General features: G+C 72.6%; 9 protein-coding genes. 2 read left to right on the top strand and 7 right to left on the bottom strand.

Going from position 1 to position 13848, the window contains the following annotated elements; translation table 11 throughout:
• Positions 1-30 precede the first annotated feature (30 nt).
• Positions 31-903, bottom strand: coding sequence for a glucose-1-phosphate thymidylyltransferase RfbA (gene rfbA, locus QUY26_RS02220; RefSeq protein ID WP_289943400.1), 873 nt, complete (start codon positions 901-903; stop codon positions 31-33).
• Between the two features lie 86 nt (positions 904-989).
• Between rfbA and QUY26_RS02215 the strand changes: the two genes are divergently transcribed.
• Complete coding sequence (locus tag QUY26_RS02215; protein ID WP_289943399.1) at positions 990-2276, top strand: activator-dependent family glycosyltransferase; 1287 nt, start codon at positions 990-992, stop codon at positions 2274-2276.
• Positions 2277-2757: 481 nt separating this feature from the next.
• Here the strand turns inward: QUY26_RS02215 and lanKC are convergent, their stop codons facing one another.
• Positions 2758-5523: a class III lanthionine synthetase LanKC gene (lanKC, locus tag QUY26_RS02210; RefSeq protein ID WP_289943398.1), complete on the bottom strand. Its 2766-nt coding sequence runs from the start codon at positions 5521-5523 to the stop codon at positions 2758-2760.
• Positions 5524-5694: 171 nt separating this feature from the next.
• Positions 5695-6390, bottom strand: coding sequence for a GNAT family N-acetyltransferase (locus QUY26_RS02205; RefSeq protein ID WP_289943397.1), 696 nt, complete (start codon positions 6388-6390; stop codon positions 5695-5697).
• A gap of 220 nt (positions 6391-6610) precedes the next feature.
• Between QUY26_RS02205 and QUY26_RS02200 the strand changes: the two genes are divergently transcribed.
• Positions 6611-7390: a TylF/MycF family methyltransferase gene (locus QUY26_RS02200; RefSeq protein ID WP_289943396.1), complete on the top strand. Its 780-nt coding sequence runs from the start codon at positions 6611-6613 to the stop codon at positions 7388-7390.
• A 65-nt stretch (positions 7391-7455) separates the two neighbouring features.
• Here the strand turns inward: QUY26_RS02200 and QUY26_RS02195 are convergent, their stop codons facing one another.
• The 4 genes from QUY26_RS02195 to QUY26_RS02180 are packed head-to-tail and all read right to left on the bottom strand — an operon-like array spanning position 7456 to position 13844.
• Positions 7456-9225, bottom strand: coding sequence for a fatty acyl-AMP ligase (locus tag QUY26_RS02195; protein WP_289943395.1), 1770 nt, complete (start codon positions 9223-9225; stop codon positions 7456-7458).
• Positions 9222-11108, bottom strand: a complete 1887-nt coding sequence (locus QUY26_RS02190; protein WP_289943394.1) for an ABC transporter ATP-binding protein — start codon at positions 11106-11108, stop codon at positions 9222-9224. The genes QUY26_RS02195 and QUY26_RS02190 overlap by 4 nt, the downstream gene beginning before the upstream one ends.
• Positions 11089-12624, bottom strand: a complete 1536-nt coding sequence (locus QUY26_RS02185; protein ID WP_289943393.1) for an aromatic amino acid ammonia-lyase — start codon at positions 12622-12624, stop codon at positions 11089-11091. Before QUY26_RS02185 ends, QUY26_RS02190 begins: the two co-directional genes overlap by 20 nt.
• Positions 12621-13844 (bottom strand): hypothetical protein, encoded by a 1224-nt coding sequence (locus tag QUY26_RS02180; RefSeq protein ID WP_289943392.1) that lies wholly within the window; start codon positions 13842-13844, stop codon positions 12621-12623. The genes QUY26_RS02185 and QUY26_RS02180 overlap by 4 nt, the downstream gene beginning before the upstream one ends.
• Between the last annotated feature and the right edge of the window lie 4 nt (positions 13845-13848).

Here is a 13848-nt window from a genome sequence, read left to right as displayed (position 1 = left end):
TCCACCACCCCCTCACCTCCGGTGCCGCCATCACGCGAGGGCCTCCGCGACCTCGCGGACGTACCGTCCGTAGCCCGAGTTGCCCATGGCCAGGCCCAGTTCGCGGCACTGCTCGGCGTCGATGAAGCCCATCCGCAGCGCGATCTCCTCCACGCACGCCACCCGCACGCCCTGGCGGTCCATCAGGACCTGGACGTACTGGCTGGCGTCGAGCAGGGACCGGAACGTGCCCGCGTCGAGCCAGGTGAAGCCGCGGCCCAACTGCACGAGGCGGGCGCCGTGGGCTTCGAGGTAGAGCTTGTTGACATCGGTGATCTCCAGTTCGCCGCGGTGCGACGGGCGCAGTCCGCGCGCCATCTCCACCACGTCGCTGTCGTAGAAATAGAGCCCCGTGATGGCGTTCTTGGATGCCGGGCGGGCCGGCTTCTCCTCGATGCCGATCAGGTTTCCGTGCGCGTCGGTCTCGGCCACCGCATAACGCTCGGGATCCGCCACCGGATAGCCGAAGAGCGTGCAGCCGTCCGACTTCTCCCGGGCCTCGCGCAGCAAGTCCTGGAATCCTGCCCCGTGGAACAGGTTGTCGCCGAGTATAAGCGCGGAACGGTCGTTGCCGACATGGTCGGCGCCGATGATGTAGGCATCCGCGATACCGCGCGGCTCAGTCTGCTCCGCGTACGTGAGATTCATTCCGAGATGCCCGCCGTCGCCGAGCAGTCCGCGCATCGAGGGCATGGATTCCGGCGCCGCGATGATCAGGACGTCCCGGATTCCGGCCAACATCAGAACCGAGAGCGGGTAGAAGATCATCGGCTTGTCGTAGATCGGCAGAAGCTGTTTCGACGTGCCTGCCGTAATCGGCATGAGACGGCTGCCCGTGCCGCCCGCGAGAACTATCCCTTTCACCTTTCCTCCCGTTGGGTCATGCTGTGCATCGGTTCCTGTCGGCCGCCATGAACGCCCGCGGCGTAACTGCGAGACATTCGGGGGACATGACCATGCGGATTCTCTTCACCGCCTATGCCGTGCGCACCCATTTCTTCAGCATGGTGTCCTTGGCGCACGCCCTGGACACGGCCGGTCATGAGGTGCGGGTGGCGAGTCAGCCGGAGCTGGTTCCGGAGATCACCCGGGCCGGTCTGACGGCCGTGCCCGTCGGCCGCGACCACCAGCTGTGGCGCGTCCTGAAGGCCCGGCACGGCGACGAACGCTGGTCGGCGTTGCCGCCGTTCGATGTGGCGGATGTGCCGGGTGAGTTGTTGTCGTTGGAGTATCTGCGGGCGGGTTATGCGGATGTGGTGCCGTGGTGGTTCCGGTTGGTGAATGAGCCGTTGGTGGATGAGTTGGTGGGTTTTTGCCGGTGGTGGGAGCCGGATCTGGTGGTGTGGGAGCCGGGGACGTTCGCGGGTGGGGTGGCGGCGCGGGTGTGTGGTGCGGCGCATGGGCGGTTGACGTGGGGGGTGGATTTCTTCGGTCGGGTGCGGGAGCAGTTCGTCCGCCTCGCGGGAGAGGCGGGGGAGCCTGCGGGGGGTGCGGGGGACGCGCTCGGCGCGTGGCTCGGCGAGCTCGGCCGACGCCATGGAGTCGGGTACGACGAAGAGTTGACGACAGGTCAGTTCACGGTGGACCAGCTGCCAGAGGCGTTCCGCCTGGACACCGCGGGCATCCGGTATCTGCCGATGCGGTTCGGCGTCTACAACGGGGTGTCGGTGGTGCCGCGGTGGTTGTGGGAGGTGCCGGTGCGGCCTCGGGTGGGGTTCACGTTGGGGTTGAGTGCGGTGGAGCGGCTTGCCGGGTATTCGGTGTCGGTGGTGGAGATCCTCAGGGCCCTGGCGGCGCTCGATGTGGAGGTGGTGGCGGCGTTGCCGGGTGCCGGGGAGATCCGGGAGGAGTTGGGTGGGGTGGTGGGGGAGCGGGTGCGGGTGGAGGAGTTCGTGCCGTTGGCGGCGCTGGCTCCGACGTGTGCGGTGATGGTTCATCACGGTGGGTTCGGCACGATCGGTACGACCTCCCTGCACGCCGTCCCCCAACTCGCCGTGGCCGAGGAGATCGACGCTCCGATCCTCGCCAGGGGCCTGGCCGCGTACGGCGCCGGGATCGACCTCCCCGTGGCCGAGGCGACCGGCGAACGTGTCGCGCACGAAGTACGGCGGCTGCTCACGGAATCCTCCTTCACCGAAGGGGCACGGCGGCTGCGCGCCGACATGAGGGCCATGCCGAGCGCCGCCGACGTCGTCCCCGACCTGGTCCGGATCGCCGAACGGCACCGGGGCCGCTGAGCGCCGGACACGCGGGACGACGTCAGGGCCCCGCGTACGGACGCCAAGGGAACGGGACGCGGGAGACGCAGAGAGTGAGTGGGGGGTCCCTGAGCTCAGGGACCCCCACCGCCGGCTCAGTCGGCCCGGCTGGCGGCCGCGGTGGACTGCCGCTGCGGCCCTCTCGCTCTCCTCGCGTCGTCAGCGGGTCAGCAGTTCACGCTGCCCGTGCTGCCGAGCAGCTCGTCGTCGAGGGTCGACGTCTCCAGCTCCTGAAGCTCCAGAACGTTCATGCGGTGTCACCTCCTCCCAAGAGGTCGTCGTGGTCGCGGCGGCGGTCGGCCGCCGAAGTCGTGGTGCGACGCGGTCGGCGGCCGCTGTGGACCGCCGCGGCGGTTCTCCTGTGGTGCGCCGGCAGCGGGTCAGCAGCCCACGCTGCCGGTGCTGCCGAGCAGCTCGTCGTCGAGGGTCGACGTCTCCAGCTCCTGAAGCTCCAGAACGTTCATGCGGTGTCACCTCCAACCGGCTGTTCGCAGGGGATCCGGCGGGGGTCGTCCGCCGGGAGTCCGTGGTGCGCCGCGGCCGCCGGGTGCCCGGCGCGGCGCAGGAACGGCAGCGGGGGCGGCCCGCCGTCCGTGACGTACGACAGGGCCGCGAGGACGCCCGCGTTGCCTGTCGCCAGGTCCATGGAGAGGCGCAGGCCGCTGTGGCCGGGGAACGCCACCTCGCCGCGGTGGGCGAGGGCGTGCCAGTGCAGGCTGCCCAAGTGCTCGGCCACCGGGTCCACGCCCCCGGCCGCCGCGGCCGGCAGGTGCCGCCGCAGCGCGTGCGCCGCCGCGAGGAGTCCGGCCCGCCCGTTGAACAGCTGGCTCTCGACCGTGAGCGGCGAGCGCGCGGCGAGCGCGAGAGCCGGCAGGGCGTCGGCGATGCGCCGGTCGTCCGTGTGGTCGGTCAGGAGGTCGGCGACGAGGCCGATGCCGACCGACCCGGTCTCCAGGTACGGCAGGGAGCGGAAGCCGCCGTCGACGTGCAGCACGCCCTCCTCGCGCGGCACGCACAGGTCGAGGTCCCGGTGCACGGCGCGCACCGCGTGCCGCAGGTAGGCGTCCTCACCCGTGGCCTCGTACATCCGCAGCAGGAACAGTCCGACCCCGGACCAGCCGCGCAGCAGCCCGCCGTGGGTGCCGGGCTCGCCGCGGGCGCGGTCGATGCCGTGCGGCAGGCCGTCGTCCAGGGCGCCGACAGCACGCGCGGCCAGCTCCCGTGCCTCCTTGAGGCGGGCGTGCCCCGGGTCGTCCCCGGCGAGGTGCAGCAGGTTCAGGCCGACGCCCGCGAGGCCGCCGTACAGACTGACGTCGGTCATGTCCTCGACGCCGGTGCGGGCCCGGTCGACCAGATCCCTGGCGGCGGCGTGGTGGCCCAGGTGGTCCAGGACGTGGGCGACGCCGTGCGCGCCGTCGCAGAAGCCGGGCCGGACGTGGTCGGCGCGTGCCGCCCGCAGCAGCCAGTGCTCGTACGCGGGCTCACGCTCCCCGCCCGCCACGGACAGCGCCCACAGGACGCCCGCGGCGCCGTGCGCGAAGCCGCCGGGTGCCTCGTTGAACTGCCGGGGGTCGCCGGGGAAGAGGCGGTCGTCGCGGTCCGGCGTCGCGGACGCGTGCAGGGCGCGGGCCATGGAGGCGCGTACGGCGGCCCAGTCGACGGGGGAGGTGTCGAGGCGTACGACGGCGACGGCTCCCGCCCGGGGCGGGGTGCCGGGCTGTTCGGACGGCGTCGTGGCGGCAGCTGTCCGACCGGCGGGCTGCCGCGCCTGTCCGCCGGGCGTCTCCGCCAGCCCCGCTGTGATCGTCGCGGCGAAGTCCGCCGGCAGGCCGAAGCGCTCCGCCGCCGCGGCCGCGAGGCGCGCCCCCATGTCCGGGCAGATGCCGAGTGACGTCACGAGCGGGAGGTACAACCACAGCCGCAGCACCGTCAGGGCGTGTTCGTCGACCGCCGTGCCGGTCTTGCCACGGGCGGCGAAGCCGGGGTAGCCGAGGGTCGGGCGGGTGTCCTCGGAAGCGGGGAAGGCCATCTCGAAGTCGACGAGGCGCACCTGGGGCGCGGCGTCGCGCGGTACGGCCGCCGCGTCCTCACCGGGGCCGAACGCGTCCTCCGCCACCAGCACGTTCCCGGGATGCAGGTCCCCGAAGACGATTCCCTCGGCGTGCACCCGCCGGACCAGCGCGGTCACCTCGGCATGCAGGGCCTCCGCGCGCCGGGCGTAGTCGCGCAGGCCCTCGGGCGAGCACGCGCTCCAGTTCACCAGTGGGTGGTTCCGCACCATCCAGCGCTGCAGCGGCACGCCGTCCAGGTGCTCCATCGCGAGCATGGAGTGGCCGCCGAAGTCGAAGAGCTCGTGGGCCCGGGGCACGCCGGGGACGTCGGCGAGGCGGTCGAGGATTCGCTTCTCGTGGGCGAGGCGCGCCGTCGCGTCGAGGCCCGCGCCGTCCCTGCCGGTGTGCGGCCGGGCCTCCTTGAGGACCACGGGGCTGCCGTCGTCCTTGCGCGTCGCGGCGTACACCCCACCGGCGTTGGAGAAGTGCAGGGCCTGCGTGACCCGGAAGCCGAACGCGCCGCTCGCGGCCGTGCGCCGCTCGATGTGGGGGCGCAGGACGTCCGGGACCGGTACGCCGTCGGGCAGCGCGAAGGCGGGCCGCCTGCGGTCGGGCACGAGGCGTCCGTCGGCGCCGGTGAGGGCGAGCACGAGCCCGCCGTCGTCCGTCCAGCACCAGCGCTCGCGGAAGGCGCCGTAGCGGAAGTGGACGGGTCCTTCGCCCCAGCGGCAGTCGGTCAGGATGTAGGGCCCCGCGCTGCCCGCGAGGCGTTCGTCCAGCTCGCGTGCGCAGTCGGTGAACTCAGCCTCGTCGCGCGGGTAGACCGCGATGAACTTGCCGCCGGCGGGGCGGGGCGCGTACTTGGAGTTCATGGCGTCCAGCAGGGCCCGGCTGCGCAGGTGCTTGAAGGACACGCGGGCCCGCAGGCAGTGGTCGGCGACGATCTCCAGGACGCGCTCGGCGTTGTCGTGGGTCGCGGAGACGTGGATCTTCCAGCCCTGGTCCACGGCGCCGGGCCGGTCCGGCTGGTACATGTCCCAGACGCGGGCGGCCCGGTGCCGCCAGCCGTCGGGCAGCGGGGTGAACCGCGGCGGCACCAGGTGCGCTTCGGTGGCGGACCGCGCCGGGGTCTCGAAGAACACCGGGTCCACCAGGGTGTAGATCGACCAGTCCACGGACACGAGGCACCTCCAGCGGAATTCCTGGAACGGGTCGGCCGTGCTTTTCGACGGCCGTCGCGGTGATCGCCTCGTGGAGGTTTCGATCGATAGGAGAATCGGGGAGGGGAGTGCGGGTACTGCGGTATTCGGGTGTGCGGGCGGTGGTCGGTACGTGCGAGTCGAAGGCTATTGCGTGAAGGGGGTCAGCGCGGTGGCCGGACCTCGGCCGAGATATTCCGAGAGCGTCCTGCGGGCAGCGGCCTTCGGCTCGCTCGCAGTGCCGAACCAGACATCCTGGCCGGGCTTCTGCTCCCACTCCCCTCGGACGAACAGCGCTTCGTATTCATGGCGCAGCATGGACCACATGGCCACGTCGTGATATTCGCCCTTGAAGAACTTCCGTTCCCTGAGGACCCCTTCGAGGACGAAGAACCGGGTGCGCATCACCATCTGGAGCATCGGTTCGTTGAACAGGCCCACCCAGAACTGGAGCCGGTGCGCGCCGAGGTCCTCGAAGAGGTGCTCCACGACGAGGCCGAAGCCCTCGGCGCCGTAGCCCCGCGACCACAGGTCGCTGCTCCCGATGGCGCCGCTGATCTCGAAGGTCGTGTCCCGTTCGCCGCCGACGCGGTGGAACTTCACCATGCCCACGCGCTCCCCGTGCGGGGACCGCAGGGTGCAGAAGCGCGAGCCCGACGCGGCGTCGGCCCGCAGCGCGTCCACCGTGACCCGCTCGGACACATCGCCGGTCAGGGCGGCGACGTCCCCGTCGGGGCTGAGCCATTTCGCGAATTGCTCGTAGTCGGCGGCGGTCGCATATCCGAGCTCGACGCGGCGTCCGACGCGAATGGCTTCGCTGGTCTTCGGCGTCTCGATGGTCATGAACTCCTGCTTTCCCAGTGAGTGCGGCCATGGTTGTCCGGGTTCCGACGAGCGTCAACCATGCGCACGGATTCCGCTTCCTTCGATGTGCGGGTGCGTCAATCTCCGTGCGTGCAGGCGCAGTTCATGCGCGGTGTATCCGCATTCCGTCTCGCCGGCGGGACACACCGGTGTCACACTGCAGTCGATTCTCAGTCCGGGAGCGACAAGGGGGACGCCTGTGCTCACACATTCCCGAGACCTGTATCTGGACCTGATGAAGAAGGTCGTCACCAACACCATCTATCAGGACAACGCGCACGGCTGGGTGCGGGACAAGGATTTCGACGCCGGGTTGCCGAGCATCGAATACGACGACGGACTCCGCGCCGGCGGCCGGGACATCCCGCGCGTCGCGCACACGATGATCGGAGGCAAGCGCCTCGACAATCTGCACGCGTGCGTCGAGCAGGTGCTCCTCGACGACATTCCCGGCGACCTCATCGAGACGGGCGTCTGGCGGGGCGGCGCCACGATCTTCATGCGCGCGGTGCTGAAGGCGTACGACATCAAGGACCGCACGGTGTGGGTCGCCGACTCCTTCGAGGGCATCCCCAAGGGCGACCCCGTGCGGTACCCGGGCGACGACCTGGCGCCGCTGTACCGCTTCAACGACGTCTTCGGCGTCTCGCAGCCCGTCGTGGAGGAGAACTTCCGCCGCTACGGGCTCCTCGACGACCAAGTGCGTTTCCTGCCCGGGTACTTCCGCGACACGCTGCCCGACGCCCCGGTGGAGAGCCTGGCCGTGCTGCGCATGGACGGCGACCTGTTCGAGTCCACCATGGACGCGCTGGTGCACCTCTACCCGAAGCTGTCCGTCGGCGGCTATGTGATCGTCGACGACTACCGCGCCCTGCCCCCGTGCCGGGTCGCCGTCTACCAGTACCGCAGGGAGCACGGCATCACCGACCCCATCGAGGAGATCGACGGGGTCGGCGTGTTCTGGCGGCGTACGCGATGACGAGCGGGCGGCCCGCGCCCCGCCCTGGCGTCCGGGCCGCCCGTGCCCGACGGACCGACCGCCCGTCAGGCCGGGTCGGTCCGGGTCGGGTAAGCCCCCGCCGCGTACCGCTGACGGCACAGACCGCGCTGGATCTTGCCGCTGGTGGTGCGCGGCAGCGTGCCCTTGCGGACCACCACCGTGGCGTGGACGGCGAGTCCGTGCTGGCGGCTCACCGTCTGCCGGATCCGTTCCGTCAGGGCGTCGCGGTCGGGGGCGGGCAGGGCCGTCATCGCCGCGTCGGCCTCCATGAGGACGATCAGCCGCTCCGTCGGGTCGCCCTCGACGCCGATCGCCGTCGCCGCCACCGGCGCCACCGACTCGACGGTGGCCTCGATGTCCTCCGGGTAGTGGTTGCGGCCCCGCACGATGATGACGTCGTCCATGCGGCCGACCACATAGAGCCCGCCCTCGTGCCGGAAGCCCCAGTCGCCCGTGCGCAGCCACCCGTCGGCGTACACGCGCGCCGTGCGTTCCGGCGCCCGCCAGTACCCGTCGGTGCGGTTGGGGCCGCTCACCCAGATCTCGCCGACCCGGCCCGCGGTCTCCTCGCCGGTCTCCGGGTCCGCGATCCGCACCCGCACCCCGGGCACCGGCGTGCCGTTGCTCACCAGCCGCACCGCTCCGGGCCCGTCGGGTACCGGCCGCACCTCGCCCGCGCTGAGGGCGGCACGGTCGAAGTGGCCGCCGGTCGCGCCGGTGCCGTTGGGCGTCATCGTCACGGACAGCGTCGCCTCCGCGAGGCCGTAGCACGGCACCGGCGCCCGCGGGTCGAGGCCCGCGTCGGCGAAGGCCGCGACGAACGCCGCCACCGACCGCGCGTGCACGGGCTCCCCGCCGATGGCAAGGGCGCGCAGACCGCTGAGGTCGAGCGTCGCCACCTCCTCGGCGGTGACCCGGCGCACGCAGTGGGTGAGGCCGAAGTTGGGGGTGACCGTCCAGTCGGCGCGGTAGTCCGACAGGGCGCGCAGCCAGCGGTAGGGGCGGTGCAGGAAGCCCATGGGGCTGAGGTGCACCATGTGCATCCCGGCGCTGAGGGGGCTCGCGATGGCGCAGACGAGCCCCATGTCGTGGAAGAGCGGCACCCAGGACACGGCCGTCCTCGCCGGCATGAAGCGCGAACGCATCTGGTACGCCGCCGCGGACAGGTTCGCGTGCGTGACCCGCACCCCCGCGGGCGCCCCGGTGGAGCCCGACGTGTACTGCAGGTACGCGACGTCGTCGGGCTCCGCGGGCGGGCGCCGCCACTTCGCCGCCCGGTGCGGCGGCACCTCGTCGACGTGCAGCACGGGACCCTGCTGCCACCCCGTGCTGCTCAGCGCGTTGCGCACCGCCGGGCGCACCCGCGACGTCGTCAGGACACAGCCCGGCGTGCTGTCCCGAAGCACCGAACGCAGCCGCGTCTGACTGCGGAACAGCTCCGGCGCGTACAGGGGCACCGCGATCACCCCCGCGTACAGACACGCGAGGAAGGCGACCACATAGTGCTCGTCGTGCGGGCACAGGACCGCGACGCGGGCCCGGGGCGGACACGCCGCCTGGACCTCGGCGGCGACGGCACGGGCCCGCTCGTCGAGTTCCCGGTACGTCAGCGTGACGACGGTGTCCGCGCGCCGGGCCCCGCCCCGCCCCCGGCGGTCGCCGAGCACGGTCAGGGCGGGTGCCTCGCCGCGCTCGGCCGCGAAGCGGCGCACCGTGTCCGCCAGATACTCCAGGGCGACCGGCTCGGGCCCGAGTGTCGACAGCGTGAAGCCCGTGCTCGGCGTGTGCGCGGTACGGGGTGCCTCGATGCTCATGGGCGCTCTCCCAGGGTGTCGCCGATGCGGGCGGCGGACGCTTCGAGCTCGCTGACGGGCAGCAGCATCTGCGTGGCGGCGAGCTCGCGGTACAGCGCGTCCTCGCTCAGGAGTTCCTCGTGGGTGCCGATGGCGCGGATGCGGCCGCCGTCCATCACGACGATCCGGTCGGCCATGCTCACGGTGGACAGGCGGTGCGCGACCACCACGACGGTGGTCTCGGCCGTGATGCCGGTGATGACCTCCCGCAGGGCGTTCTCGTTGCGGGCGTCGAGCTGCGAGGTGACCTCGTCGAGCAGCAGCAGTCGCGGCCGGCGCAGCAGCGCGCGGGCCACGGCGACCCGCTGGCGCTCACCGCCGGACAGCTTGGTGCCGCGGTGGCCGACCTCGGTGTCGACGCCGTGCGGGAGGCGTGCCACGAGCTCGCCGAGGCGTGCCTGCTCGACGACACGGCGCACCTCGTCATCCTCGACGTGGGGCATCCCGATGCACAGGTTGTCGCGGATCGTCCCGGCGAGCACGGGGGCGTCCTGCTCGACGTAGCCGATGGCGGCGCGCAGTTCGCCGAGGTCGAGTTCGTGGATGTCCCTGCCGTCCATCCGGACCGTGCCGCTCTGCGGCTCGTAGAACCGCTCGATCAGGGAGAACACCGTGGACTTGCCCGCGCCGGAGGGGCCCACGAACGCGGTCATCCCGGCCGCGGGGATCTCGAAGCTGATGCCGTGGTGCACCACCGGCCCGTCGCCGGGGTAGCGGAAGACGACGTCGTGGAACGAGAGCGACGCGGGTGCGGGCGCGTGGTCCGCGCGCACCCTGGCCGGGCGCTGCGGGCTCTCCGGCTCGGTGCGCAGGCGCAGCAGCTCGCTGACGCGGGACATCGCCGCGGCCACCACGTTGAACCGGATCATCGCCGTGACCAGGGCGCCCAGCGGCGGCACCAGGTAGAAGAGATAGAGCAGGAAGGCGATCAGACTGCCCAGGCTCATCGCGCCGGACGCCACCCGGGCGCCGCCGACGCCGAGGACGGCGAGGAACGCCACCTGGATCGTCACGGTGATGAAGGCACCGACGAGGGAGTCGAGCCGCGCCACCTTCAGGCTGTGCCGCCAGGCCCGGCGCGCGCCGCGCTCGGCGATCTCGGCCTCGCTGTTCTCCGCGCCGGACGCCTTGATGGTGCGGAAGGTGCCGAGCGCCCGCTCCAGGGCCGTGCTCAGCTCGGCCACGCCCTCCTGGGCGCGGCGCGCGGCGCTCTCCAGCTGCGGCAGGCCCGTGGCGACGAGGATGCCGCCGAGCAGCACCACGGCCAGCGTGGTGAGCAGCAGCACCCAGTCCATCAGGCCCATCAGGACGAGGATCGCGACGAGCATCACCGAGCCGTTGACGGTCTCCACGATCGCGGTGGTGACGGCGCTGCGCATCAGCGTGGTGTCGGCGGTGGCCCGCGACATCAGGTCGCCCGGTGGGATCTTGTCCGTCTCGGAGATCCGCAGCCACAGCACCCGCCGGATCACCTCGCGACGGGTGCTGAGGACGACCGACTCGGAGACCCGCATCAGGATGAACGTGCCGATCGCACCGACCACAGCCGACACGAGCACGAGGGCCGTCAGCGCGATCAGCGCGCCCATGACCGGGGCGCTCGACTCCAGGTTCTCCACGACGGACTTGGCGATGACGGGCTGGATCAGGCCCGAGAAGCCGCCGAGCAGCGACAGACCGCCGCCGAGCAGGATGCGCCGGCGCTGCGGCCGCAGATAGCGGAGCATGTCCCGCCACGCGTCGGGGCGCAGAATCGCCGGACGGCCGGACTCGGCCCGCTCCTCGGGCTCCCGCTCGTCCGGCGGGTCGGTGTTTCGCGCGGTGTCAGGCGCCGTACCCAGCATCTGCGCTCTCCTCCTCGCGTTCGATGAGCTCCGTGGCGAGGCGCGCGAGGATGTCGCGGGCGTCGCGCACCTCGGGCGCCAGCGGCCGGTCGGCCGCCAACGCGGGTGAGACACGGGCCAGTTCGGCCCAGACGCCCGGGGAGTCGTCGCTCCGCCCGGTCAGCGCCGCGTACTGCGTCACCGCGACCGCGAGCGAGCCCACGACCAGCCACGCCTGTTCGACGGCGTCGCTCACGGCGTTCGCGCCGTTGAGAGCCATCGGCACATGGTCCTGGTTGAGGCCGTTGCTGGGCAGCGCCGTCAGGCCGGCGGGGTAGACCAGCTGGCGGATGCGGGCGACGAACGAGGTCGCGCTCAGCTGCACCCCGGCGAGACCGCTGCCCCGTCCCGGCACCGGCGTGAGCATGGGCGGCTTGCCGCCGTTGGTCTCCGGCAGGCACAGCAGGGCCAGTTGGCGCTCGGCGAGGAACGCGATCTGCTGCAGGCACAGGCCGATCTGGTCGGACGCGAGGCCCACCGGCATCGCGTGGAAGTTGCCCGCGTGCAGGAACTCGCCCTCGTAGTAGACCGGGTTGTCCGTACAGCCCACCGCCTCGCGGACCAGGATGTCCTCGAGGACGGACAGCTGGTCGACGACCGCGCCGATCACCTGCGGCGCGCAGCGCAGGCTGTACGGCTCCTGCAGCGGGCGCGCCGGATCGCGGCGGTGGTCCGGCGGCAGGTCCTCCCTGATCCACCGGGCGGCCACCAACTGCCCCGCCTGACCGCGCGCATGGCCGACTCCGGGGTGGTAGGCCTGCGGGCTCGCGCCGAGCAGCGTCACCGCACGCGCGGTGAGCGCGGCGACCGCGCGGGCCAGCCGCAGCACCTCCCGGTGGTTGAGCAGCGTGACGGCGAGGCTCACGCTGGTGCCGTTGACGAACGACAGGGCCTGCCGGGCCCGCCAGGTCACCGGGCGCGCCCCGAGCGCGGCCAGGGCTTCCGCCGACGGCCGCACCCGCCAGTCCCCGGAGCCGTCCCGCAGCCACGCCTCGCCCTCGCCGGCCAGGGCCAGCGCCGCGTGCGCGAGGGGCTGCAGGTCGCCGCTCGCACTGACCGTGCCGTCGCGCGGGATCACCGGCGTGAAGCCCTGGTTCCACAACTCGGCCACCTGGTCCCAGAATTCGGGCGAGACGGCCGAGTGGCCGAGCCGCATGCTGTTGAGCCGGATCCACAGCACCAGACGGCAGACCTCCGGGGACAGCGGCCGCCCCTGCCCGCTGCCGAGGTGGGCGATGAGTCCGCTGCCCTGGTCGGTGTCGGACGCGGCGGCCGCGTACTCGACCAGCGGCCCGAAGCCCCGCGTGACCCCGTACACCTGCTCCTGGTCGGCGAGGGCCCGGGCGAGCCGGTCGACGCCGGCCCGCATGCGCTCCGCCTCCAGCGGGCTGCACGGGCGCACCCGGGCGTCGGGGCGGGCCTGGCGCACGATGTCCGCGAGGCGTTCCTTGGGCGACTCGGCTACGTCTGTGATCATGTCGCGGCTCCTGCGTCAGCGGGGCGGGTGGGGTGGATCCGGCGCGGCAGGCCGGTCGGGGAGCGGTCGATGCGGTCGACGACGTGCACTTGGCGCGGCTGGACGGTCAGGTCGTGGCTCGCGACGAGCGCGCGCACCCGGGCCCGGTCCAGGCGACCGCCCGGCGGCGGTACGACGTACAGCTCCAGGTGCTCGCCGCTGAGTTCGTCGGCGACGGGCAGACAGGCCAGATCCGCGCAGTCGACGACGGCGCGCAGCGCGTGCTCGAGGGCGCCGAGGTCCACCCGGCGGCCGTTGATCTTCACGAGGCCGCCGCGCCGCCCACTGAAGCGGAACCGGCGTGTCCCGCAGGGCCGTACGAGATCGTCGGTGCGCCAGACGGGGAGGGGAGCGAGGCCCGGCCGGGCGGCGAGGCGGGGGCTGCGGACGGTCAGGGGGACGTCGGGGTCGGCTTCGGCATCGGGGTGGTGGGCGGTCGGGGCGGTCCGGGGGCCGGAGGCGTCGTGGAGGTCGAGGCCTCCAGGGTGGTCGGGGCGGTCGTGGTCGGGGCCGTCGTGGCCGGGGACGAACTCCACGTCGTCGAACAGGTCCCACGGCGGGTCGTCGGGGCCCCACTCCCGCCAGGCGATGCCGCCCGTCTCCGTGGACCCGAACACCTCCCGCACCGACACCCGCCCGGGGCCCGCCTCCTGGACGAAGTCATGGGCGGCCGACGGCAGCATCGCGGTGCTGTGGAGCACGGCGACGTGCTCGCGGGCCTCGATCCACGCGAGCTTGCGGCGCAGTGCCGAGAACGACCAGGGCACCGCGATCACCGCCCACCGGCCCTCGGGCGCCTGCGCGGGCAGGGCGCCGAAGAAGTGGGGTCGGTACCAGACCGGAAGCCCGAGCCTGGCCGGGACGAGCAGGGTCGCGAGTGCTCCGTACACATGGCGGGGCGGCGCGAACGACAGGACGGCGCCGGGGCGTTCGGGCCGCAGGAGCGCGGCCAGCATGCCCGCCTCCTGCCACAGCTGGTCGAGGGTGCGCCGCCAGCACTCGCTGGGGCCGGTCGTGCCGGACGTGTGGAAGTCCAGGGCCGGGGGCAGCGTCCGGCGCACCAGGTCCCCGGCGTCCTCGCCGAGCAGGTCCCAACGGACCAGCCAGGGGCGCTCGTTGACGCCGGGAGCGGCGGGGCCCGCGGCCAGGACTTCCTGCGGGGTCAGCTCGGGATGGCTCACCAGG

It is taken from the genome of Streptomyces flavofungini (assembly GCF_030388665.1).
Lineage (GTDB): Bacteria > Actinomycetota > Actinomycetes > Streptomycetales > Streptomycetaceae > Streptomyces > Streptomyces flavofungini_A.
This window is presented reverse-complemented; position numbering and strand designations above follow the sequence as displayed.

What these genes read in the sequence shown, in the direction of transcription:
- QUY26_RS02215 (WP_289943399.1), top strand. Translation starts at nt 990, where the DNA reads ATGACCATGCGGATTCTCTTCACCGCCTATGCCGTGCGCACCCATTTC.
- QUY26_RS02205 (WP_289943397.1), bottom strand. Translation starts at nt 6,390, where the DNA reads ATGACCATCGAGACGCCGAAGACCAGCGAAGCCATTCGCGTCGGACGC.
- QUY26_RS02195 (WP_289943395.1), bottom strand. Translation starts at nt 9,225, where the DNA reads ATGAGCATCGAGGCACCCCGTACCGCGCACACGCCGAGCACGGGCTTC.
- QUY26_RS02190 (WP_289943394.1), bottom strand. Translation starts at nt 11,108, where the DNA reads ATGCTGGGTACGGCGCCTGACACCGCGCGAAACACCGACCCGCCGGAC.
- QUY26_RS02185 (WP_289943393.1), bottom strand. Translation starts at nt 12,624, where the DNA reads ATGATCACAGACGTAGCCGAGTCGCCCAAGGAACGCCTCGCGGACATC.